Raw genomic sequence first — 25,215 nt, forward strand, 5'->3', positions numbered from 1 at the left:
TGAGAGGTAATAAAACTGGCGTTTTTTGAAAATGTTACCCCCCTATTAGAATACGGGGTAACATGAGCATCGGAAAGGTTAGTATCCGGCACGGAGACGCAGGCTCCGCTTCGCTACGCCTGCTTGCCTACTACTAACTTTCCGATAGCTCATTAATCATCTTCGACTGACTGAATAAACTGCTCAATCGCTTTAGATAAAGTCACCCCTTCAGAACGTTTATAGGCTAAAACGGATGCAAAAAAGTCTTTATCCTGATCATCATAGCTATAGCGCCCTTTAATGCCCTTGTCAAAATAGATACCGCTGTCAGCTAATAATTGAGTCGCCCTTTGCACTACAGTAGGACTTGTCCCCAATGCTTTTGCGAGCTGCTCCCTAGAAAACGTTTGATCATCTGATACTTCAGGTATTTTAGACCTATTTTTTATCTCAGCCTGGATAATCTGATCATAGTCAGCTATTTCAAGTTTAGGTAATTTTGCATACTCCTCAAAAAAATCGAATCCCCGATCAAACGACACATACGGTGAGTAAAATTCCTCAATGACTTCACCAAAATTTCCGGTATAGCCTCGACCTCGAACTGCCTGACCATTAATTTCCTTGATTGTTTTAAATTCCTTTTGACTCGCTTCCTCACCAAATGCAATAGAATAGCCCGTGCTAGATAAAACACCCACCGTGATCCGTTTCATCAGCTGATCACGGATATTAGACGGTACGGCATCCACACCTGCTTTTTGTAAAGACAAAATTAAAAAGACTCCAGCTTGGCGTCCTTTTTGGGCAATTTGTTGTAGCGCGTTAAGATACTCCGCAGCTAAACGACTGCCACGCATCCCCTCTAATTCACTTGTCATCGCACCAACTTCATCAATAATCACGAAAGTTGGTTTCATACCATAGTCAGAGTAATCAAGCCCCATTTTGTTTTGGGGACTTTGACGCATATAATCATAACGCTGATTCATAATTTTCCAGGCATGGATCACGCATTTGACAATATCAGAGACTTCAAAATAAACTTGACCATTGAATACCTCGTACCTTTCCAAATTTGCGAGGTCAGCGCGTTTGGGATCACAGATATAGAGATTACCAATTTTTGCCAAAGCTAAAATCAAGATAAACAGTAAGACTGATTTCCCTCCGCCAGTCCCACCGGATATTAACAGATGCGGCTCTTTCCTAAAATCCCAATAAACGGTTTCCATTAAGCGTAAACCCTGAGCTGTCATCTCAACTTTATCGACTGAAATTCGTCCAAGATATTTTTGGAAGGCTATCGTATAGATGATATAGCCGTCTAATATCTGCCGATCCATTAAGTCACCCGAAAAAGTCGTCTCCAATTGCGGCCCAATTTGTAAAAACTTTTGTTCACTTTTTGTGCCTCGCAACTCAAACGAAACTTCAACCGTGTGTTTATTTTGTCGCAAGTACGCTCGCTCAAACTTGATTTTCTCTGCCTTATTTTCTCTTTTTACCGTATTGTAAAATTTGGAATAAAACATTTTTCGTCTCAAAAAATACAATGAGCGTAGTCTTGTGAAAAAGACAACGTGCCTTTCAAGCTCAATCTCGATTTTAAGAGCAACTAATAATAGGATAATCAAAATGCCTAGTGCAAGCGGCACACGTACTAGCACATTTTCTTGAAAATAAGCTAACACTTCACCATCATGAAAGTAAACATAGCTACCTAGCCCAAGCAAAATCGGTGAAAACAAGACAAAAGTGACAATGAGTCTCTGATGCTTATACCAATCTCTGACCCTGAATCCTCTATACTTCCAAAAAAAGCGAAGAATTTTTTTCATATCAGCCACCTATTCTATTTTTTCGGCATCTTATCATCTTTTTTAGGCACTTCTGCCTTAACAGCTCCGGCCTTTGAAATACCTGCCGCAAAAAGTTTATAGCCATTGTTACTACGGTTACCGCCTTGTGGGATCGCATAATAAGCTACTCGAATCCCTTCAAGTACAACTTCATCATTAAAGGCAATGCCTAACGCTTCAAAGTCAGCAGGTGTCACACCAACAATGGTAAATTTAATCACCTCGGATTGCACGCTACTGCGTAAGTCAACGTCAATTCCTAAAATCTCCCCAGTTGAGGCTTGCGGGTAGCTGCCGTCAGCGTTCCGTGGTTGTGTCAAATCATCTTCAAAGGCAAACAAAGGTTTTGCCTCACGTAATGTCAACTTCCCAAAAAGTTGATCCAATTGCAAAGCGGCCGTAATATCACGGTAGTCTTTACCCATTATTTTTTGTTTGTCAAATTTAAGTCCAATAGCCATTATTTTTTACCTCCAAATACTTTAATATCAGTCGCAAATACGTTCAAAGCCGGCGCAATTTGATTGCCATGAATAAAATCAGGATAGAAAATTGGATTAACCAACTCAGTTTGCGCGCCTTCCGGCACCGCATCCGTCAAAGTTTTAGTGATGACATCGAAAGAGCCGTGCGCAGCATTAGCAACATGGTGACGTTGATAAGCGCCTTGTTGTCCCATAACTGTACGCGGCCCATTCTCGAATCCATCATAAATCAGATTTTCAAGGAAATCCGTTTTCATTAGAAATGTGTTTTGTTTCATACCTAGTATTCTCCTTTAAGAATAAAATTTTTATTTTCTACCACTTGGATAGAATAGTTTCATGACATTTCGGTCAGTTTTGCCTAAAACAGATAATTTTTAACTTTATCTGAGTAACGTTTTTTCAACTCATACGGTACGTAAAAACTAGAGTTGTAGTCCGTTTCCCGATAGTGCCAAATCTGATGCAGTGTCCGCTGCCTTAACTGATTTAAAGCACGCTCATCCGTCATATTTTGATGATAGAGATATTTAAAATTCGAAAATACTTCCTCCAAATTTCTCTCAACTTCCTCTAAATACGGCAGTTTGTTTCCTTGACTCATTTGCCTCCTCCTTTCATTTTAGGCAAAAGAAAAACAACTAGCTTTTGCTAATCGTTCTCTTTCATCTATTATTGCTAGTTTAACGACATAGTGGTCAATCAAGGTAAAAAGAAAAGCGACCAGAATTTTCTAATCGCTTGCTTTATTTATTTGTCATACTGCTCTTTACCTTTTTATCACATTACCATTATAGCACTACCTATAGTCTCATGCCGTCCCAATTAGTCTCGTTTGTTTTCAACTTTTGTTGGGACTTTTAAATTTGCTAAAGCAGACGCATGAACACGGTGCGCAGCACTTCTTGACCTATTTAATTGATCATAAATATCATCTCAACTTTTTCCGCTGATATACCTTGCACGCAGCACCATCCGTTCCTCTAAATTTTCTAATTCATCAATTGCCTTGATAATTGTAGTTTTCAAATCTATAAATTTATCAATTTCTTGGTTAATTTTTGTTTCTAGCTCATTGATTTTGAGGATATAGTTGACAAACGCTGCCTCATTATTTTTGTTACCACCCGTAATGCGTTCACCGAATTGAGTACCTGATAACGATTGAGACAATGCCCTCAATTCCTCAACTTCACTCAATAATTGTTCAATATAACGATTCATGTTTTCAATCTGTTTCAAATACTCTTTTGTTGTCTTAGTCATCAGTCAGTCTCCTATGCTTAATTTTACTTTAATCCTTTTAGCCATAGCGGTTAACTTGTGCACTTCAATTAATCGCTGTTCAAAATAAGTATCATTTATTCCCTTATAGTCTCATATTACTTCACGCTTGACTAACTTAACAGGACATCGGATGTCCTATTTTCAATACAAATTAAGCAAAAAAAAAAGCTAATTAAAAGAATCGTCTCTCTTAATCTAGTCTTTACTCACTTTTGACCTCAGACATCCAATGTTCCAATAAAATTAAATAACTGCCTCAATCCCTCTGTTTTTTCTACCTAATAATTTAAGGTTTTGATCTGCCAACATCTCATTACACTCATAAATAGAATGTGTATAATAGCTATGTAACAAAAAATAGTACATGGTATGTTGCGCTGTCATCATGAGGGATTTTCCAGAGGCTTTTAAAAGATAATCACTCAGCATTGGTTCTAATTGCATCCCGATGCACAGCTGCACCACACTTTCTATTGAGACATTATCAGGCTCATTATATCTCAATCGTTGAATGGTTTTCTCGCTGATTTCGGAGGCTTCTGCTAATGCTTCAATCGTCATCTCTGACCATTCTATCAAACGATCAAGCGCCCCTGAAAACGTCATCGGTAAACTTTGCGCCACTTTCAAAACCTCAGCGTGATAATCAGAAAGTTTTTCAGCCTGATTTTGAGTGTCACAATCTGAAAAATGAGCTTCAAAAATTATATTGGATGCCTTGTCTCGATTTAGAAAACACAAAAAATGATAGTTTTCATCATATTGATTATCGGCACTGATTTTCAAATCAAATATCAAACAACACTCGTCCAAATGTAGACGGGCATACTCTGTCAGTTGATTATCTTCAATATACTTAGGATCGTTTAAGCAAAAATGCGACTCAATATAAAGATAATCACCTGTCTGCAATCTTTCTTTAAAATCTGGTGACACCACACTTTCCGTTAAAGCATCTGTCAAACCTATACAAAACGTCTGATTTTCACCAATCGCATCTTTCGTGTAAGTATAAGGTCTGATATATTTTCCGTCAATATAGATAAAAACATTGCGCGCCTCATAATAACCAGTATCAATCATACGAATTTTCGCAGCTAATCGTGATACCTCAAAAAAATCGGCAAGTTCATCAATCACCGGTTCTAAGACATCCACAAGCTTAGAAGATTTCAACTCTATCTTATATTTTTCAATTACCTCCTGAGCCTTGAGTTGAAACATGATAAATGGCATTTGAATCCTAGGCGCTAATTTATTTGCCTGCCACTCTATCCACTTTATTGTTTCTTTTTGTTTACCTTCCACACTTCCCTTAACAGTACAGACGATTTTTTTAGCATCATTATCATACAAATTTTCTAATTTAACTGCTTTTCTATGTTTATCCCAATGCACACATTCATGAACAATTGTATTATTTACTGATCCTAAATTCCGCAAAAAATAAACTCTAGGGTCAACAAAAATCGTTCCTCTTTTGACCTCTTCCACCACCATTTCATCCTTTTTAGAATCATAGAATTCATCTTTGGTATCTTGAAAGTAAATTTTTCCAAAAACAGAACAATCTTTAGAAATATCTCTTTGCTTAACATTCAAAGACATTCTACTTGCTAGCTCATAAGGATTGACAGGCATTGGTTTTTCCATTGCCTCAGGATAGTATTTTAATACAAAATCGTTAGCAACTTGATCAACCTCATCTGTACAAATATAAGGAATGAGCTCGTCTGACAACGGATTTTTATAATCTGATTTTCTATCGTAAATTTTTATACTTAGGATTTGAAAATCATCTAAATCACAGTTCAAATCTCCGAAACAACCTATTTTAAACCATTGATGAAAAATTTTCTTATCATCACATTTTTCGCTTGATCTTTTGTCTAAAATTTCAGCATCCACTACAATATCAAAGAAAATCTGCATGTTAGGCTGATCATCTACATATACGAATATAACGTCTATTTTTGATACGGTTGCTTCCTCACATTGATCAAAGGAATGCAATTTTAGCTGCAAGCTCAATTCGTCCGAAAAAATATCAATATATCTATTTACGATTTCTAACAACTCATTATGAAATCGATTTGTTATATACTCTTTAAATGAACGATTTTTTATCATGAATAGTCCTCCAATAATACATTATTCCATTGAAAATTTTTGAGTAAAACTTTTTTAAGAAAATAAAAGAACCACTAACGCATTTATTGTCAGTAATGTTCTTTATCCTTTTTAAAAGCTATATCTTTAATATAATAGAGGTCTATTTCCCGAACATTAATAAAAAAATGATACGTCTAAAATTCAAATCAATTTTATTAACTGTTCAACTAAAGAATTTATAAACCAACAATTATATACAAAAACATGGCAAGAGCAGCAAAAATAATTTGAGTTTTTTTGAACTTTTTCATAACAATTCCCTCCATTCCAAATTTTTTATATTTCTTAGTTTCATTATAATACAAAGAAATTATCTCTGTATATTTCAAAAGCTTTTGCTTTTATAAACTATCTAAACTTATCCATTTTATTTTTATTATTAATATAAGTTATTACTTACATAAAAATCCATGATTAGTTTTTAATATAAAAGTTTTATATAGTAAATTCAAATAATATATATTTAGAATAGTAGTCTCAGAAAATGAACATATATGAATAATCCGTGCAATACTATTAATTCTTTATATTAATTTTAAGCATTTCAATGATTAATTCCTATTTAAAATAGAAATTAATTTCACAATATTTTGATCAACATAAAATCAAACAGTATTATTCGCTTTTCTAATATAATTTAAAATAAATTCTTAAAAAATATATCTATACTATTCGTATTTTTTATTATATAATAAAAGCAAACGGTTGCATACATCTACGTGAAATATTTTAATCTATAAAATTAGTATTTCTTCAAGATTCATCAATTGATCCCCGCAAGTCTTACAGATAGGAATTTATTTTAGATATGGTTACTGAACAAAATAGCAAAATTGATCCCACCCTCGGAACAGTGTTAAAACTTCTTAGAAAATCAAAGGGTCTTACAATAAAAGAAGCAGCAGGAAATAGTTTCTCCTGTCCACATCTTTCCAATTTTGAAAATGGTAAAACTGAATTTTCTGCTCGATTTTTACTAGAAGAATTAAAAAATATCAACGTAAGTATTACTGAATTTCAGGCTTTCTATGATAACTATATCCATTCTAAAGAATATAATCTAATTTCTAATAGTGAAATAACAGATGCTTATATGTCCCATAATTTAGCTAAGCTCCATGTCATATTAAAAGAACTCGATAGTAAGCATAACAATAATAGAAATATAAAAAAGTATCATTTGGAGGTTGTTCGGATAAAATCACTGATTTCAATAATTGATCCAATTTTTAAAGTTCCCCTTGACGATATTAAAATGCTTAAAGACTATCTTATAAAGTTAAATGAATGGGGAAAATATGATATTGAGCTCTTAGGGCAGTGTTGTTTAATTTTTGATTTGGGTACTATTTCTATTTTAACTCAAAATATGTTGAATCCTGGACAAACAACAATCAAAATTGAAGGCAATAAACACGCTCTTATTCAGACCTCTATAAATATTATTAATCTATTCATTTCAAAAAAACAGTTTAATCTAGCACGTAATCTCATCAATCACCTAGAAACTAATGATATTCATGAGTACTATATGTATGAAAAATTGACACTCATCTATAACACCGCTAGTTATAATTATCATAAAGGTGACAAGTATGCACTTGAAACGATGAAAAAGTGTCAGCAAATTTTTGAATTCTGTCAATGTTTTAAAACTGCTAATCTGGTAGCTGAAGAAATTTCCTCTCTTCTTAAAACACAATAGATAAAGAAACGTTATTAAATTAGTAGATACTTGTATTATTAGATCCTTTATATACTATTTATTAATATGAATATAAAGATTAATCTTTAATCTGCTACTACATATAATTTTAAGACCCCGCACTCTCATACACTGTTATTCCTTTTCGCCATATTAATAAAGAAATTGCAAATAAAACAAGTGATATAATGATTAGTCCCCCAATATTAAATGCCAAATTTCGTCCACTTAAGAAAAAATCTGCTGGATAGAATGCGGTAAAAGAAAATGGAATTATAAAACTTATTATAAAACGAATTGCTCTATTATAAATACTTACAGGATACTTACCGAAATCATTTAACATATAAAATATATAGATGACACTTCCTGCTTGCTTACTCCAAAAAGCCATACTAGAAGTTGCTATCTTAAGGCTTGTGTATATTAAAGTAGCAAATGGAATTGCGATGATAAAGAAAAAAATCGTTGAAACTGTCCAATAAACTGACCCTGACGTTTTTATGAGTAATAAGACACCGACTAGTAATTCTCCTACGGCATCTATTTTAAAAACTTCTAGTAGTACATGTAGTAACGGATTGAGAGGACGAGTCATATACTTATCAAATTCTCCTGTCCAAACTAATCTTTGTCCTACATTCCATAAATTATCAAAAAACAAATGATCAAGTCCTTTAGGTATAAGTGAAAATCCGTAAATAAAGGCAATTTGTGATAAACTCCAACTATTTAATGAAGGGATTTGAGAAAAAATTAAACTAAGGAATAAAATATTCAATCCTTGTGTCAAAAATACTCCTAAAACTCCTACAATAAAGTCAACCTTATATTCAATTTGTTGTTTTAAATATTGTTTAATAAATATTTTTTCTAGTATCAAAATTCTTCTCACATTACCCCCCTTGAACCGTTATTTTTTCACTAACTATTCTCCAAATTATTTTAGATAGGGTATAAAAAATCACTAGCCAAAATATTTGGAGAAAAATAGCGTTAAACAACTGTAAATTATCATACTTCCCTAAGTAAATTAGTACAGGAGTATATATTAAAGACGCAAAAGGGAAATATTGTAAAATGTTATATAATTCAGAAGGAAAAAAAACAAGTGGAATTAATGTGCCTGACATAAACGCTACAATTGATGTCTTCATAATATTTGCTCCCCAAAGGTTTTTTAAAACAAACGCTGTAAAACCAAAACATAAATCGAAATAAAAATTTAGAAGATAAGCAAGTAAAACACTTAAACTAAAAAATAACAAATTAAATATATCGAAAGGAACTACAGTCGAAATAAAAATCTGAAATATTATGAGCCCACCTAAAATAGGTACCGTTAATATTCCAACTTGAACTATCTTTTTCCCCACCTCTTCAAATAAATATGTTGCCATAAAACTTACTGGTTTTAATAAACGCATAACGATTGATCCATCCTTTATTTCTTGACCAATCGTTGGACTACTACCTGTATTAATTACAATTCCTGTAAAAAAACTTAAAAATACATAAATACTCATTTCTTGGATTGTAAAACCACCAATTGAAGAGTGTTTTGAAGAATTAAATATGGCTGACCAAAGAAAATAAGTTACTATAGCTCCCATAATATCGCCAACACGATAGAGTAAGAAATCTAATCTATAGGCAAAACTTCGTTTTATACCAGCGTTAATAAACGGTTGATATTTTTTCAAATTATTGAACATTTATTATCTCCTTTCTGAAAAAGCGACGAACAATTTCTTCAATATCCGCATTTTTTACCGTTATATCGGTCACTGATACATGACTTAAAGTATATTTCAAAAGATCTTGAATAGCAATTTTTGATGCATCGAATTTAATTTTTACTATAGTTCCCTTTTGTTCAAACTCTATTTCTTCAAATTTATGACAATAGTCTAGTTTTTTTATATCATTTTTACTAACAAGATCAAAAGTAACTTCATGGATTTTTCCAAATTTTTGTTTTAGTTGACTTACTGAACCATCAAAAATTTTTTGTCCCTTATCAATCATAAAAATACGATTGCAAAGTTGCTCAATATCATTCAAATCATGTGTGGTTAACAAAATTGTTGTCTGCTCTTCTTGATTAATATGAGTAATTGCACGACGAATGTTATCTTTTACTGCAACATCAAGGCCAATTGTTGGTTCATCAAGAAATAATACTTTAGGATTATGCAATAAACTTGCTGCTATATCAGCTCTCATTCTCTGTCCTAATGATAGGGTGCGAACAGGATCTTTAATAAAATCATTTAATTCTAATACCTCATTAAGAAAATCCATTCGTTTACGAAATTCAAAATTCGGAATTTCATATATTTCTTTAAGAACAGAATACGTCTCTTGCAAAGCTAAATCCCACCATAATTGTGTTCTTTGCCCAAAAACTACTCCAATTTCCTTAACATATTTTACCCTATATTTTTGAGGATCCCTTCCATTAATTTGACAAATACCCGAAGTAGGCGATAAAATTCCTGTCAATATTTTTATCGTAGTAGATTTTCCTGCTCCATTTGCACCAATAAAACCCATTATTTCACCTTTAGGGATTTCAAACGATAAATCTTTTACCGCTTCAAAAAACTCAATTTGAGGATTAAATAATGATTTACATGCTCCTATTACTCCTGGTTGCTTTATACATTTCTTAAAAGTCTTATTTAAATTTTCTACATGTATCATTACGCTATTTCACTCCTAACATCTTTTCCAAGTATGTATCCATCTTTAAGTATAGCGATAGTTCTTGTTTGAAATATTTTTCAATTTTTTTTTCCAAAATCTTTATTTTTTTTATATCATAACTTTTTTTATTTATTTCTATATTTAATCTGTTAGTTAACCTTTCAAAATTCTTTATACAGCTCTCAATTTCAACTCTAAATATATCCAATTCTGGTAACATCAAACTAATATCAGATAAATAATCTCTTAAAAAAAACCTACTAAATTTTGATTCGTTTAAACTCAAAGATATTTGCGATATTTTGCTCCAATTATTTTCTAGTAATGCATTTCTTGAAAGATCAATTAACATTATATTTGCTAATTCCCCAAAATAAAACTCTTCTTCATTTTCAGTAATTTTTTTACCCACTACTAAATTCTCGATATTTTTTTTCAATACTAACAAACTAAACTCTAAAATATCAACTTTATTTTGTAGTATTTCTATTTCATAATAAGAATATGGATTAAGAATTAAAACATTTTTCATGTCTTTTAGAAACTTGAACGCACCATCTCCTTCCCAAGCTCTTTCAAAATCTTCTAATTTTATCCATCTATCCTCTATTTTAGGAGTCGTATCATACACTCTTATTGACGATTCATTTATATCAGTCACAGAAATGTAATGAATACCAAATTTTTCATATTCTTTAAAATAATCCATATTCATGAAATCTTTTGAGTATGGTAAATAAAAGCAAGAAACTGCTAACATCACCTCCTCATCTTTATTCAATTTTTCCTTGATATAATCAATTCCTTTTAAAAAATTTTCAAAATTTTGAATAGAGCGTACAATACCCAGAGTTTGAAAGATAGAAAAAGAAGATAGCTTTCTCGAATAGCTTACATTTGAATGAATGCTTCCATCTTTTCTTATTACTACATTAGGAATCGCCGTTCCTCCATCCAATGAAAGTAAACTTGTATAAATAGAAAAATTTCTTTTACTCAATATCCTAGTTGTAAGAGGGATACTACAAGGATTATAATACTTAGGTTTTTTATTATTAATCTTATTTAATATTTTTTCAGAAATCATAAATATTCATATTCCTTTTTTATCTAATTCATTTTGAATAATCTGAAAAATTTGATCTACTGTACCTGCTTCTTCGAATATTAATTTTTCATCCGGAAAATTTATGGAAAATTTTTCCTCTAATTCGACAACAATATTTATAAAGTTAATTGAATCCAGTCCTTTACCAATTAAACTTTCATCGTTTCTTAGCTTACTTGATCTGTCGTCTAATAAAATATTGTTCAAAATTATATCACGAATTTCTTTCTTTAACATTTTACTTACTCCGTTCTGGAAATAGAATTTTAGAGACTTCATTTTTTTTATTTAAATCAAAAACACGTTCTATTGGAGAAATTTCCCATTCCTTAACCTCTGAATTTTCATCCACATAAATGTTTAAATTTATACTGTCATACTCCATTAACTTATTATTACAATTGATTGTTTTTTCACCTAGTAAACAATTGATTAATTTCATTGAAAACTGAACCTTTTCTAAAATTTTTTGTTTCTCTGAGATATCAAGAACACTATCAAAATCAATTTGATTGAATTTATCCGCCAACAACACAATATCAAAAATACGATTCAGTTGAATCTCCTTGGGATCTCCTCCCGAGAATCCTTTATCTAACTGAAAATAAACTGCTTCATTGTATAAATGACAACACATATGCAAAAAATTAGTTATATTATCAAAAAAATATAATTTACCTTTCTTTACAATATGATCCTTAAAATCATTAATTGTTTTGTTATACAAACTATTCTCAAATCCATTCCATGAAAATAGAAAATTAGTATCAACATTACTAAACCATTCTTTTTCTTTACGAACCATGTTATATATCTCATGAGTAAATGTCTGTTGAAATAATATATCTCTTCTTGAAGCTGTAATAATGCTTTTATGAATTGTGTCAGCTTTTCCAAAAACAAAATCTTCTTTCTTTAAAATCTTCTCTACCTTTTTAATATTTGTTTTTTCAATCAATAAATCAATATCACCATAATATCGTATCCATTTTTTAGGATATAGAAATTCCGAGCAAAATATACCTTTTAAAAACACATGGCTTATATCTTTAATCTCAAATTCCTCTGTTAAACGTTCTGCAATTTCCTTATATTTTTCATTGTGTTCTTCATGAATTCTTTTTTTATTATTTAAATAGTTAAACGATTTTACATCTAAATATTTTTCATTACTTTTGAAGAAATAGAGCATATCTATTTTATGATACTCAAGAAATTTTATATCTAATTTACCACTCCATAAATCTTTAATAAATTTTTCCTTTTTTTTATAGCTTTTAAGTAACTCAATTACAACAACTCTTTCTATTCCTCCCATGCTGGCTTTCCTCCACTTTCTCTAACTTCAATTAATTTTAACCATCGTTCCAAGCCACAACCAACACATCCCGAAACAATAGTTCCATCTTCGTCAAAATTAAATTCTTTACTAAAATGATTTGTATGATAATTAAAAGATGCTAGAGATATTTTTTTATTATCATACTCTGCTACCAACTCCTTTTTAAGTGAATTCTTCAATTGAAATTTCTTTTTAATTAAATTGTTCTTACTTGGATAAAAGTGGTCACTAGCTTCTTCAATATAAACATGATCATAAATTTTCTGAGCATAATTCAACAAAGAATTCATCATATCTTCAAGAAAATCTTCTACAAATTTTGGAGTCCCAACAGCAACAAATTCCCTTACAGAAAAATCCCATTGTCGTGTTTTCTTTTCAAATTTACCTTCTTCATACCTATATACTCTAGCAAATGTAGTAATAATTTTATTTTTAATGGGATGTTTTTCAATCATTGGATATAGATGCAAACAAGCTGCAGGTGTTAAAAAATAATTTGGAGAATTATCATAATCAGATATCCTTGGTAACGATTTCTTTTTTATAAGATCTTCTATTTTTTCTCGATTGATGACACTAACTTTTGTTAATTGATTTGGCATAGTTGAAAAGTATCCACAACGTTCCAAAACATCACTCTCTATCAACGCTGGGATAAACCATTCTTCCATTGTGTCTCTTTTTACAATTTTTTTGAACTCTAAATCTAATTTTTTTAAATTTTCAGTGTCATTTGCATATAAACTACTATATTCATCCGTATTAATATTGCCCATAATATCCTCCCGGTCTTATTAATTCGCTATTTTATTTTTTATATTTTCAAAACCATAAGTCATTCTTGGTAATATGCTATCCTCCGACTCCTCAGAACAAATTATTTCAATGAACTTTAAAGAATTAGATTCACATATCTTTTTCAAGTTCAAGAATTCTTTAATACTATAGGTCTCAGTATTACCAAATCCGGAATACTGAGCAATTTTTTTGAAATTCATAGATTTTGCTAAAGTATGCTCACCTCCAACAGTTAGGTTTCTATGATTATTTAATAAAATATAAGTTAAACTTAAATCATAGTAATCTGGAATTGCCAGGGCACCCAAATGCATTAGTAATGAACCATCTCCATCGATAACTATAACTTTTTTTCGATTTCTTAAAATTTTATTTCCTAAAGCTATACCTGAAGCCAATGATAACGTTTCTCCGAGTGAACCAACCATAGGTAAGTGAGTATATTTTTTTTCATCAGTCGTGTATATTGAAAATTCTCTACTTATCATACCTGTTGAAGTAATAATAATATTTTCTTCATCATCACAGTATTTTGATACTTTATTCAAAATACAACTGTAATCCTTGTTTTTCATAAGGGGACTTGATTTTTCAGTAAAAAACAAATCATCAACTAATATTGCAGCGCTTCTACAATCTTTTCTTATTTTTTTTATTATTTCTTCAATAGGGTCAAATGTATTACTTTCAAAATAATCTCGCTTATATATATCAAATTTACAAAGTTTTAGATTCTCTTCTGTATCTTTTCCACTTCTTATATGTTGAGGTGCATCATTGGTACCAGGTCTTCCTCTCCAACTAATTATATATAGCATAGGGTGATTATACACTTCTGGGGCTACTAAACTTTGCAACGGATCCAATATATTTCCTATTCCTGAATTTTGTAAAAATATTACTGGTAATTTTCCAGTAGAAATGCTGAATCCGAACCCCATCGCTACAGCATTACCCTCATTTGGAACAATGAACAAATTCTCTTTAGGGACTTCCGAAGTTAAAGGATATAATAAAGTGTCTGGAACACCAAAAAAACGAGTTATTTTATTTTTTTCTAAATTATTCAAAAAATCTTTTATATTCATACTTCGATTCCTTTAGGGATTAAGTTTAATACTTCATTAATAGAAATTAAATGATGCTCTACATCAGAGGTTCTACCATTTTTTAAGATGCTTACCGCAACTTTTTCCATTGGTTGTATAATCGCACGAAGTAAATGATTAGCATAAATTACTAAGTTTACCCCCCTATCAAATAGTACTTCTTCTTCAATTTCAGGAAATTTAGTTGGTACAGCCACAATGGGAATACTAGGATATTTTCTTTTTATTTTTTCAATCACCTTAAATAAATCATCTGCTTGACGAGTTATACAATGTATTAACAAGGCTTCTGCCCCAGCTTCAATATATTCAATACCTCTGAATACTGCATCGTCTATTCCTTTACCTAAAGTGAGACTCTCTATTCTCGCAATAATTACTGTATCATCATTAATTCTTGCCTTTAAAGCGATAGATATCTTTTTTCTAAAATTTTCTATTGTATCTTGACATTGTGGATTATCCTTTCCATAAAGTGAATTAAATTTTATCCCTATTTTATCTTCAATCACTATCCCATTAATCCCTCTTTCAGATAGAGTTTTAACTGTATAAAACAATTGTGATATATTCCCTCCACTATCAATATCTACAATAATATCTTTCGATGAAACTGATTTAATTTTTTCAATCATTTGTAATCTATCGGAAATGTCAACTACCTCCATGTCAGGTCTTCCACGAACCAAAGAATCACACAATGAACTAATCCATAAACCATCAAACTCTTTATAATCATCATCTAAACTGAAACTCGCCTGACTCGCAATCATACCACTTAATGCATCATGACACTCCATGATTCTCATTTGTCCATTTATCAACTTTTCTAAAAACTTCACTTTTTCTCCTTCATCTAAACAATGGGACAACAGTCGGTATTATATTTAAATCTTCATACTTCAAATATTGCTTTATTATATCCGGTAAATAATAATGATTTAATGGGGGTTCACCGAAATAATCATAAATTTTTTTTAAAACTGATTGTTGCATTTTTTCTTCAATTTTATTTAAAATAAACTTTTTATCTTTTTCGGTCAAACCCTCAACAGAATTGATAATATTCTTTATTACAAACTCCCCATAAGCTAAATCAATTTGCTCAAATAAATTTCTTAAAGAAAGATCTTTACTCATATCAAAATCCTGATAAATAAAAGTAAAATCTCCATTAGATTCCCTTCTTAAGTTTATATTTTGCATATGGAAATCATATGGAAAAATTAACTTGCCATACTTCAAGGAAATATCTACAAAAAAAGATAAATGTTCAGTTATGGGTAATAAGTAATATTTCAATAAATAATCACTTTTTTTCAATTCATTATAATTATCTTGCTCATAAAGATATTCGAAAAACGACTTTTTATCATCAAAAAAATCAGATTGAAATGCTGCAAATAGCGGGCAAGTTAATCTATCAATTTTCTTTCTTCTAAAAACTATATTATTACCTTCTCTCCTAATGTATTTATAGTCATCTAAAATATCAATAAATTTTAAATTCTTCCGATCCTCCAATTCTTTTTTTACTATTGCTGAAGCGAATATACGATTTTCATTTCTTGTTAAACTTCTGATTTTGTTTGAAATTTTATATGGTACATCAATTTTAAAAAAATAACTATTCTTTTCGTTATAAAATGTTCTATGACTTGCAGTAAAATAAAATTTACGTTTTATTAACTGATTCATTTCGTCTTTGATATATTTCGGAGTATCATTTTTAAAATTTGAAAAATAAATATTTTTAAATAAACTATTTTCCACCTTATAGTTTTCTGGTAATTGATTAATATACATTATTGGATAAATTGTATTCTCATACTCTCTGTTACCTAATCTATTAAATAGAGCAAATCTTAGATCATCATCTGACTGATCAATAATATTTCGGCAATTGTGAATACCATTTTCTTGTAAAAGTTTCCTAGTATTGGTATAAAAACGCCGTCTTCCAAGTATGTTATGCCATTGATGTTCCCAGAATAAATTATTCACTTGTGGATATATAGAAGACAAATAACTCAGCGAAATCTCTTTTGTTTCTTGTATTCTATCTTCAAAAAATTTACGCTTATAATTGTAGTCATTAGGATAAAGTCCCCAAATATATAAAGTCGAGATAATTTTTTTACCTTCGTCAATACTGATATTTAAACTACTCCAACTATGATTTGACAAAATGTACAAACTCCTTTTCATTGAAAAATAAATTATTACACTTTACATATTCCAAAATATTTTTGATTTTTTTTTCGTCTAAACCAAGACTATATTTCGAATTTAGGTACTTAATGTTTCCTTCTCCACTAGTTCTATTAACTCCTACTTCCATTGTCCTACCAAGTACTTGTGGAATATACGGTGTAAATACTGATATCCTATTATCATCTAAAATATTTTCTTTATATATTGCTGCCCCATGTGTTCCTGCACATGTAAAAAATGAATACTCTCCAAAACATGGATAATTTTTAGGTATGTCAATTTTCAACTTATTTTGAAGTAATTTTACTATTTTTCTTAATTCCTTCATATGTATATTACTCGACAATTCATTTTTCATATACAGATTTATTAGCAACTGTTCCGTTGAAGTATTTCCACATCTTTCACCTATTCCTAACATACATGTATGAATCCTTTTTGCTCCTCCTTTGATTGCAGCAAGGCTGTTAGATACTGCCAATCCTAAATCATTATGTCCATGCCACTCAATTATAATATTTCCTCTTAATCTCTTTTTTACAAATGAAACTAGCTTTAGTGTTTGTTCATAATCAGAAATCCCCAATGTATCAGCTAGAGCTATTGAATAAACAGGAAAATCATTTATTAAACTGATTATTTTTTTCAAGAACTTTTCATCCATCCTAGTGGAATCTTCGAGGGCGATACTTACTTGCATTTCATGATCTTTAGCAAAATTCAATACTTTAAAGATAGCATCATATATATATATTTCATCCCATCCCTCTATATACATTCTTTTTCTACTCACTCCTATATACAGAAGTGACGATATTTTTATTTCTAGTTTTTTCGATATACAATTAACTTCTTCTAAATCAGATGTTTTCATTCTACATATAACATACGGTTCAATTCTAAGTTGTTTTGATTTAATAAAAGAAATTAATTCAATAATTTCATCATTTTCACGAACTGAGGAATTAATAAAACCAAGGTTACATGCCTCTATTCCTAAACGGTCAAACAAAATAATAATGTTTTTTTTATCTTCAATGCTAAGATTTGAAAAATTGCAACTTTGCAATCCATCTCGTAACGTCTCTTCAAATATTTGAATTGTCATAATTTTACTCACTCAATTCTTCTATGATTTTAGATGATATATATATATCATTATCAAAATCCGTCCATAAAATTGCATTATCCTTTAAAAATTTAGCTTTTGATTCAATAGATTTATTGTTAGATAAATTAACTTTTTTTGTTTCATATGTTAAATCATTATTTAAAACTTTTTGTTCTTTTAATTTCCATGATAACATCAAATCTATTTTTTCTTGAATTTCATAGCCTTGTTTAGGAATTTTCTTTTGAATATTATACAATTCCCTAAGTAAATGTATGATATTTTCAAATTTTTTTCCACCACTTGAATCCAAAAAATTTTTTATTTCTTTAAAAGAAAAATATAATTGAGATTCCCTATACACCTCTCTTAATGAATCTGATGAATGTACAAGATTATATGTCATATTTATTCCCATTTCACGTAACTGTTTAGAATTACATAACTCAGGATTAGTAGGTCCTTTTAAGCTCAATATTTTTTCACATATATTTTCTTCTTCCCCTTCTAAAAGTATCACTACTAATGGTTTTGAAAAACGTGCTCTAACTGCTGGCCAGCCAATGGAAGGGAACACGGATTTTCCAGTTTGTTCATTCCAAGTGATCAGATGCTCACGATAATGTTTAATTAAAATAGATTCATCAATTCTAGGTAATAGTTTTAATATGGCTTTTTTTATCTTTAATGTTGACAATTTTTTCAATATATCTTCCATTGCATTAATAGAGAAAGCCTCATTAGTTATAATAATAAAACCCAAATTTTTATCCATTATGTATCTCCTTTAAACAATCTTCTAATATGGTATAAATTTCGTACAATTGTTTTTGATTAATAATTAGTGGAGGACAAATAGTCACATGATTATTCACACCTATTTCATTGTTTAGTAACATAAGTCCTTTATCAAAACATAGATCTATAAATCTTTTCGAACTAATTTTATTTGAAAAATGTATAGACCACATTAGACCTTTACCACTTATTTTCGAAATAATAGGAAATTCTTTTTTTAAGCTTTGCAAATATTTGCCCATATATTTGCCCATATCATTCACATTTTCGTAAATTTTGTTTTTTTTCAAATACTCTAATACAGCTAATCCGACTGAACAATCAACTGGAGTAGCATTAAATGTATGCCCTAATATTTGACTTGGTTCAATATTATTCATAATTCTAGGGGATACTAAAACTGCTCCAATATTGGCATATCCAACACCTAATCCCTTCGAAATACAAATAATATCTGGTGAGAATTTTTCATTGAACCCAAAACTCGTTCCTAATCTCCCCATTGAAGTAGCAATTTCATCAAAAATAGTAACGCAATCTCCAATTATAGATTTTGATAATAATTTCTCAATGTAATCTTCTTCTATAATCTTTGAACCAATCGGATTTGTAATCATGCTATCAAGAATTAAACTTGAGAAATCATTAAAATTGTAACAATTTTGAAATTTTTCTTGTTCGGTAGGAATGAATGTTGCAGTAGTAGTATACTCCTCATACATATTAATAAATTTTTCATGACCACTTACACTTAGAGCTCCCAAAGTTGATCCATGATAACTCCCTTCAAAACTCATTACTTTAGTCCTTATATCCCCTTTCATTTTATGGTATAGAAAAGCGATCCTTAGAGAAGCTTCGATACAGTCAGAACCAGATGTAGTTAGGTACACCAGGTAATCTCCAATATGTGATGTCATATCATGTAACTCTATTGATAAGTCAATCGCCGCTTGCGTAATTCCCTTTCCTGTATGCATAAAATTTATCGAATTTAATTGTTCTGCTATTACTTTTTCTAACTCATCTACTTTATATCCAAAATTGACATTCATGGAATTTGAACACCCATCAATTATCTTATTTCCTGATTCATCAATCAGATAAATATTGTCAGCATCAACAATTTTATTATCAAACAAATTTCTTTTAATTAAATAGTCCATCAAAAACTCTTCCTTATTTCATTAAATATTTCAGTAGATGATAATTGATTTTTTTTCAATAAAAATTCATAAGTTCCAGTATCTCCAAAGCATTCACCTACACCAAAACTAGTAATCTTTAAGTTGTTTGATTCGCTATTATAGAATAAGCTTTTTAATTGTGAAGCTAATCCACCTATTTTGCTATTTTCTTCAATAATATATATATGATCATATTTAAATATAATACTTTCATATTGAGCATAATCTAAAGGTTTAACTTTGTTAACTAATATTAAGTCAACTTTTGAATTAATATCATTATCCATTTCATAATCTTTTGATATAAGTGCACCAATATAACCAGTAGAAATTATAATTCTAGAATTTTCTCCAAGTAAGCTACGGTCCATTACGTTACTTATCAAATCATTCTTATTGATTCGAATATACGATGTCCTTTCACTCAACGCTGCTTCTTCGATACTTTCCTTAATAGAGTTTTTATCATAAGGACAATATAATTCTATATCTGGAAATGAACTCATTATGGAAATATCATTTAGAAGTTGATGGCTAGCCCCTTCAAAAGAGGATGAAAATCCTGCATACTCTCCTATCAATATAGCTTTTCTTTTATTAAGTAGTAAACTGTCATTAATTTGCTCAAGTGCTCTTAAAACCAAATGCTTAGAAAATAAACATACCACAGGAATAAATCCAACATAATTTACTCCTGCTGCGATACTTACAATATTTGCTTCAGAAATGCCAATATTAAAATATTTTTCAGGGAATTTCTCACCAAATTTATAACTCAATGTTGAGCTCCCGACATCACCTGTCAAAAGAACTATATTACCATTTCTATTCTCAAGATCAATTAATTTTTCAATTACTGTAGTTCTCACGTTTATTACCCTCCATTTTATTTAAACACTTGTTGGCCTCTTCAAAAAGATATATCTTTTCTTCTTTATTTACTCTATACGAGTGAAAATCAGGATTATTTTCCATAAAATGTACTCCTTTTCCTTTTATAGTCTTCGCTAAAACTACTTGTGGTGTATTACATTTCAATCTGGAAAAAGCATATTGAATTTCATCATAGTCATTCCCATCAATTTCAATAGGGTCTACACCTAAAAAGCTTTTGAATTTACACTTTAAATTATCAAATTTAGAAACTTTATCACAAAAGCCATCTAGTTGCATACAATTTTGATCAACTACAAATACTAAATTGCTCAGGTTTAGACTTTTTGAAGAGTACATCGCTTCCCAAACTTGTCCCTCATTCAATTCCCCATCACCAAGTAAAACAAAAACTTTTCTATCTATATTTTTCAGTTTAAGTGCAAGTGCAACACCAACACCAATCGAAGCTCCCTGACCTAAACTTCCTAATCCAAAACTAATTCCAGGAATTGTTGAACTAGGATGTCCTGTAAGAGTAGAACCGTTACTTCTAAATGTAGTAAGTAGTTCTTTACTAATTATTTTTGATTGAGCTAATTTTGCATACAATGCTGGTGCAGAATGTCCCTTTGACAATATAAATACATCGTTACTTTTTAGAATATATTCTTCATATATGTAATTTATTAAATCTATTGATGACAGTGATCCTCCAAAATGACCTGATTCTGCATTAAAAACCATTTGAATAATATTTTTTCTTAGTTCAATTGATTTTTCTCTCAATTCTTCAATATTCATAATTCGATAAATTTCTCCATATTTTTTATAATTTCAGTAGATGTAAACTCTGACAGATATAAATCTTTTATAAAATTAAGCATTCTATTCTGCGTATTATAAACAATATCATTGATCTTTTTAATAGATACAATACCATTTGTTGTTCCTGTACAGAAAGAACTTTCAAATCCTGATAAATCATCTCTACTAATCGAAGATACATGAACTGATATTTTATATTTTTTGCAAATATCAATAACATGCTGCCTAGTAATCCCCTCCAAAATACCTGAATTCAAATCTGGAGTATAAACAATATTTCCTTTTATAAAAAATATATTTGATCTACTAAGTTCACAGATTTCACCATTATTATTAGTATAGAGCACATCATCAACATCATTGTCTCCAAAAAGCTCAACTCTACTTGTTTCATAATTTGCTGGTGATTTAATTTTATATATAGAATGTCCCTTAATTCTCTCAAAAGAACCTATTCTTATGATTTTCTCAATTAAATTTGCATCATTCCTATGATTCGTATCTAAAATTGATATGATTACATCACCTTCAACTTCTTCTAAAAGTTCTGAGCATTCTAAAGAAAACACATTGATTCGTAATGCAGAATTGTCACTGAGAGTGTGATTTTGAATCAGTTTTTTTATCTGATCTACTATCTCAAAATATGAATACCTAAATTTTATATTTAAAGATTGACAACTCTTAATTAATCTAGAATAATATAATTCAAAAGAAAATAAATAATATTTTTCATTTATATTCACTATCTTTGGAGCTTCAAAAACTCCAATCCCGTATCTAATCATATTCGAAGAAATATTTACTAAAAGTTCTGAATTCTTATACAATTCGTTATTAATAATTATCGAATTATTCACTTCTCAGCACCTCATTATATTTTTCAATTCTATCAAGCCTATCTAATCCACCAGCTTTCAGAAAAGAACCATCTGACGCCATTGCTAAATGTGCTATTACTAAATCTGATGTTTCTGAAGTTCTTTGAGAAAATGCTATCCTAATACCGTTCTCTTCAGCAAATTTGACTACTAATAATGCAGAACTGATACTTCCTACTTGATTAGGTTTAACAACGATTCCATCAACATACTTTCCATATTTTATTAACCTATCAATATTAGTTGCAAAAAAATCATCTCCAAACACCATTAATCTTTCCGGTTTTGACTCTCTAAACCTCTTCCAAGAATTATAATCGTTATCTGAAAAAGCATCTTCAATATACGTTAAATTTATTTCTTTTTCCCAATTTTTATAAGTGCTTTCCAAAAAGTCATAACTTCCTTCTTTTTGAGGATCCCAAGGAATATAATATAAACCAGTTGTTTTATCATAATGATCCGTCATAGCAAGATCTAGCCCCAAAGAATACTTTTCTGCATTTTCGGATTCCTCTTTAACTGACTTCCATATATTTTTTATCACAAAATAAAAATTATCGGTTTCCACAGTCACTGCTCCTTGATTAGATACTGTCACAGTATATCCTTGATTCTTCATTCTTTGTTTTAAATTCTGTTTAATATTTGATATTTCCGTTAATGTTTCCAGTGAGATATTCTCTTCAGAGACTAGTAAAAACTCTATCCCTGTTAGAGAGCTTGAAGGATAACCATCAAAAATATTCACTAAATGTTTGACATTATTTTTATGTAATTGTTCATCTCCCATAACAGAATACAGCGGAACTTTATTATACAGTGCCCATAATTTCCATAGTGCATAAGACGTAGCAACCAATACATTGCCATATTCATTTAACTCCCCTTTCTCAAGCATTTCTAATTCAAATTTTTGAATATTCTTCTTATTAATTGTAGTACCAACTAGTAAAGGTTGAACAATTTCAATAAATTTTTCCTTACAACCTATAAGTTCTGGAGTAAAATTTTCACCTTTTTGAAATTTCTCGTGATACTGGATATCAAAATGTCCAGTAGTTGATCCTCTGGGTGCACTTCCCATCGCTTTTGTACCATCAGATAAAATTATCGTTACCTCTACTGTTTGAAAGCCCTTTGAATCTAGTACATATCTACATTCACATTGTTCAATTATCATTATTATTCTCCTTATTTCTTCTCGCCTCAATACTTAATTTAATTATCTTATCACAAAGACTTAAAAAATTAATCCCTATAGTAGCTGCTTCTTTTGGAAGTAAACTAGTAGGTGTCATACCCGGAATACTATTAGCTTCTATAAAATAAATCTCGTCATAATCATCCACTATAAAATCTATACGTGAATAAACTTCAAATCCTAATTTTTTATGGACTTCTATAGCAGAACTCATTAGCTTATTGCATAATTTTTCAGAAATATTTGCTGGACATATTTCCTGTACAACATTTGAAACATATTTTTTTTGGAAATCATATATTCCTTCTCCAACTATAATTTCAATTGGAGGAAGTGCTAAATCTCCTAAAATTCCTACTGAAAATTCTCTTCCTCTTATAAATTCTTCAATTAAAAACTCCTTCTGATCAATTTCTTGAAGTTCCAAAGGTTCTAGTATCAGCTTCACACCAATACTTGAACCACTATCATTAGGTTTTATAATAACAGGTAAATTATCCCCCCCTATCTCTTTGTCATATTCTTTAGCTACTTTAACAGTATTTGAGACAACAATTTTTTTTGAAACTGATTTATTCATACTTATTGCTGTACTAAAAAATCCATTTCCTGTAAATAAAATTTTTTCAACTTCAAGCAAAGCCTGTAATCTTCCATCTTCTCCGATTCCTCCATGCGTGGCAAGAAATACAATATCTGCTAATTTACACAATTTCAATACTTCTTTAGATATCTCTCTCGTATAATCTTTATCACTTAAAAAATTTGGATTTCTTTTATAATCATTATATAAATTGTCAAAATTATTATTTATTTTATAAGTTCCAATCAACTCAAGAGAAATCACTTTATGTCCGATTTTTTCTAGACTATCTTCAATTAATTTTGCTGACTGCTGTGAAACCTCTCTTTCAGGGCTCTTACCACCATAAAGAATAATAATATTCATATCACTAACCTTTCTTATTTTATATTTTCTAAAATCCAATTTAAATATACAATTGGATTTTAGAAAATCATTAGCATACTTCAAATTTTATATTGAAGTTAAACTGTCATTTTACATATCTTTTTCTCCAACATGTCTATTATAATTATAAAACAAAGTAAGCGCTTTCTTATTAGGGGGATTTATTTTTTTATAAAATATATAAAAACAAATATTTCCTTTTTCCATTCATTTTGTGTTGCTGTTAAGCTATCCCTCTCAAAAATATCTTTATTTGCAAATTTTATTATAGTAAATTTATTCGGAATAACCAAAATCAATTACGTTTTTTCCTATTCTAATTCCTAATCAAAACCCAAAAAAGACTGGGATAAAAATCATGGACCAAATTATTTCTAGTTACTTATAAAATATAAAAGCCGTAAGAAATCAGTTTTCAAAACAAATTTCTTACGGCTCTTTTATTGCTGAGACTTTTGTCCCAATTCCTTTTTATTAAATTTTTACACTAATTCATTTTGTAATTAATAATCCTATATTTGACTAGAGCTAGAAAAAATTTAATAAGTCCCCCCTCTTATCAACAATCACATTTTTTTGAATTCAAG

General features: G+C 30.0%; 25 protein-coding genes. 1 reads left to right on the forward strand and 24 read right to left on the reverse strand.

Going from position 1 to position 25,215, the window contains the following annotated elements; translation table 11 throughout:
• Window positions 1-152: 152 nt before the first annotated feature.
• The 6 genes from RsY01_RS02200 to RsY01_RS02225 all read right to left on the reverse strand — a co-directional run bounded on the left by RsY01_RS02200 (window position 153) and on the right by RsY01_RS02225 (window position 5,746).
• A complete protein-coding gene (locus tag RsY01_RS02200; RefSeq protein WP_094783926.1) occupies window positions 153-1,823 on the reverse strand; it encodes an FtsK/SpoIIIE domain-containing protein in 1,671 nt (556 codons plus the stop codon).
• Window positions 1,824-1,837: 14 nt separating this feature from the next.
• Window positions 1,838-2,305, reverse strand: a complete 468-nt coding sequence (locus RsY01_RS02205; RefSeq protein WP_094783927.1) for a hypothetical protein — start codon at window positions 2,303-2,305, stop codon at window positions 1,838-1,840.
• Window positions 2,305-2,607: a hypothetical protein gene (locus RsY01_RS02210; RefSeq protein ID WP_094783928.1), complete on the reverse strand. Its 303-nt coding sequence runs from the start codon at window positions 2,605-2,607 to the stop codon at window positions 2,305-2,307. The genes RsY01_RS02205 and RsY01_RS02210 overlap by 1 nt, the downstream gene beginning before the upstream one ends.
• Window positions 2,608-2,690: 83 nt before the next feature.
• A complete protein-coding gene (locus tag RsY01_RS02215) occupies window positions 2,691-2,933 on the reverse strand; it encodes a hypothetical protein (RefSeq protein WP_094783929.1) in 243 nt (80 codons plus the stop codon).
• Window positions 2,934-3,265: 332 nt separating this feature from the next.
• Window positions 3,266-3,595 carry a hypothetical protein gene (locus tag RsY01_RS02220; RefSeq protein WP_094783930.1) on the reverse strand — a complete coding sequence of 110 codons (330 nt, stop codon included), beginning with the start codon at window positions 3,593-3,595 and terminating at the stop codon, window positions 3,266-3,268.
• A 264-nt stretch (window positions 3,596-3,859) separates the two neighbouring features.
• Window positions 3,860-5,746 (reverse strand): helix-turn-helix domain-containing protein, encoded by a 1,887-nt coding sequence (locus RsY01_RS02225; RefSeq protein WP_094783931.1) that lies wholly within the window; start codon window positions 5,744-5,746, stop codon window positions 3,860-3,862.
• Window positions 5,747-6,596: 850 nt separating this feature from the next.
• Here RsY01_RS02225 and RsY01_RS02230 point away from each other — a divergent pair.
• Window positions 6,597-7,493: an Rgg/GadR/MutR family transcriptional regulator gene (locus RsY01_RS02230; protein WP_094783932.1), complete on the forward strand. Its 897-nt coding sequence runs from the start codon at window positions 6,597-6,599 to the stop codon at window positions 7,491-7,493.
• Between the two features lie 109 nt (window positions 7,494-7,602).
• Here the strand turns inward: RsY01_RS02230 and RsY01_RS02235 are convergent, their stop codons facing one another.
• From RsY01_RS02235 to RsY01_RS02320, 18 genes are read right to left on the reverse strand one after another with little or no spacing between them, the layout of a single operon-like run.
• Window positions 7,603-8,388 (reverse strand): ABC transporter permease, encoded by a 786-nt coding sequence (locus tag RsY01_RS02235; protein WP_094783933.1) that lies wholly within the window; start codon window positions 8,386-8,388, stop codon window positions 7,603-7,605.
• Between the two features lies 1 nt (window position 8,389).
• Window positions 8,390-9,208, reverse strand: a complete 819-nt coding sequence (locus tag RsY01_RS02240) for an ABC transporter permease (protein ID WP_094783934.1) — start codon at window positions 9,206-9,208, stop codon at window positions 8,390-8,392.
• Window positions 9,198-10,199 carry an ABC transporter ATP-binding protein gene (locus RsY01_RS02245; protein ID WP_094783935.1) on the reverse strand — a complete coding sequence of 334 codons (1,002 nt, stop codon included), beginning with the start codon at window positions 10,197-10,199 and terminating at the stop codon, window positions 9,198-9,200. Before RsY01_RS02245 ends, RsY01_RS02240 begins: the two co-directional genes overlap by 11 nt.
• Before the next feature lie 4 nt (window positions 10,200-10,203).
• Window positions 10,204-11,289, reverse strand: a complete 1,086-nt coding sequence (locus RsY01_RS02250) for a cysteine peptidase family C39 domain-containing protein (protein WP_094783936.1) — start codon at window positions 11,287-11,289, stop codon at window positions 10,204-10,206.
• 6 nt (window positions 11,290-11,295) lie between these two features.
• Window positions 11,296-11,547, reverse strand: coding sequence for an acyl carrier protein (locus tag RsY01_RS02255; protein WP_157905768.1), 252 nt, complete (start codon window positions 11,545-11,547; stop codon window positions 11,296-11,298).
• A 1-nt stretch (window position 11,548) separates the two neighbouring features.
• A complete protein-coding gene (locus RsY01_RS02260) occupies window positions 11,549-12,628 on the reverse strand; it encodes a nucleotidyltransferase family protein (protein WP_094783938.1) in 1,080 nt (359 codons plus the stop codon).
• Window positions 12,616-13,431 (reverse strand): aminoacyl--tRNA ligase-related protein, encoded by an 816-nt coding sequence (locus tag RsY01_RS02265; RefSeq protein ID WP_094783939.1) that lies wholly within the window; start codon window positions 13,429-13,431, stop codon window positions 12,616-12,618. Before RsY01_RS02265 ends, RsY01_RS02260 begins: the two co-directional genes overlap by 13 nt.
• Window positions 13,432-13,449: 18 nt before the next feature.
• A complete protein-coding gene (locus RsY01_RS02270; protein ID WP_094783940.1) occupies window positions 13,450-14,541 on the reverse strand; it encodes a thiamine pyrophosphate-dependent enzyme in 1,092 nt (363 codons plus the stop codon).
• Window positions 14,538-15,404 (reverse strand): isocitrate lyase/phosphoenolpyruvate mutase family protein, encoded by an 867-nt coding sequence (locus tag RsY01_RS02275; protein ID WP_238594933.1) that lies wholly within the window; start codon window positions 15,402-15,404, stop codon window positions 14,538-14,540. The genes RsY01_RS02270 and RsY01_RS02275 overlap by 4 nt, the downstream gene beginning before the upstream one ends.
• Window positions 15,405-15,414: 10 nt before the next feature.
• The gene (locus RsY01_RS02280) at window positions 15,415-16,749 is read right to left on the reverse strand and encodes a hypothetical protein (protein ID WP_094783941.1); all 1,335 of its coding nucleotides are present in this window, start codon (window positions 16,747-16,749) and stop codon (window positions 15,415-15,417) included.
• On the reverse strand, window positions 16,736-17,896 hold the full coding sequence (locus RsY01_RS02285; protein ID WP_094783942.1) for a LeuA family protein: 1,161 nt from the start codon (window positions 17,894-17,896) through the stop codon (window positions 16,736-16,738). The genes RsY01_RS02280 and RsY01_RS02285 overlap by 14 nt, the downstream gene beginning before the upstream one ends.
• Entirely contained in the window at window positions 17,889-18,662 is a 774-nt protein-coding gene (locus tag RsY01_RS02290) for a nucleoside-diphosphate kinase (RefSeq protein WP_094783943.1), read from the reverse strand. Before RsY01_RS02290 ends, RsY01_RS02285 begins: the two co-directional genes overlap by 8 nt.
• Window positions 18,655-19,851, reverse strand: a complete 1,197-nt coding sequence (locus RsY01_RS02295; protein ID WP_094783944.1) for an aminotransferase class III-fold pyridoxal phosphate-dependent enzyme — start codon at window positions 19,849-19,851, stop codon at window positions 18,655-18,657. The genes RsY01_RS02290 and RsY01_RS02295 overlap by 8 nt, the downstream gene beginning before the upstream one ends.
• The gene (locus RsY01_RS02300; RefSeq protein ID WP_094783945.1) at window positions 19,851-20,741 is read right to left on the reverse strand and encodes a transketolase family protein; all 891 of its coding nucleotides are present in this window, start codon (window positions 20,739-20,741) and stop codon (window positions 19,851-19,853) included. Before RsY01_RS02300 ends, RsY01_RS02295 begins: the two co-directional genes overlap by 1 nt.
• The gene (locus tag RsY01_RS02305; protein WP_094783946.1) at window positions 20,722-21,549 is read right to left on the reverse strand and encodes a transketolase; all 828 of its coding nucleotides are present in this window, start codon (window positions 21,547-21,549) and stop codon (window positions 20,722-20,724) included. The genes RsY01_RS02300 and RsY01_RS02305 overlap by 20 nt, the downstream gene beginning before the upstream one ends.
• A complete protein-coding gene (locus tag RsY01_RS02310) occupies window positions 21,546-22,433 on the reverse strand; it encodes an aminotransferase class IV (RefSeq protein WP_094783947.1) in 888 nt (295 codons plus the stop codon). The genes RsY01_RS02305 and RsY01_RS02310 overlap by 4 nt, the downstream gene beginning before the upstream one ends.
• Window positions 22,426-23,637, reverse strand: coding sequence for a hypothetical protein (locus RsY01_RS02315; protein ID WP_094783948.1), 1,212 nt, complete (start codon window positions 23,635-23,637; stop codon window positions 22,426-22,428). The genes RsY01_RS02310 and RsY01_RS02315 overlap by 8 nt, the downstream gene beginning before the upstream one ends.
• Window positions 23,627-24,607, reverse strand: coding sequence for a D-alanine--D-alanine ligase family protein (locus tag RsY01_RS02320; RefSeq protein WP_094783949.1), 981 nt, complete (start codon window positions 24,605-24,607; stop codon window positions 23,627-23,629). The genes RsY01_RS02315 and RsY01_RS02320 overlap by 11 nt, the downstream gene beginning before the upstream one ends.
• Window positions 24,608-25,215: the final 608 nt, after the last annotated feature.

This window comes from Pseudolactococcus reticulitermitis, assembly GCF_002260845.1.
Lineage (GTDB): Bacteria > Bacillota > Bacilli > Lactobacillales > Streptococcaceae > Pseudolactococcus > Pseudolactococcus reticulitermitis.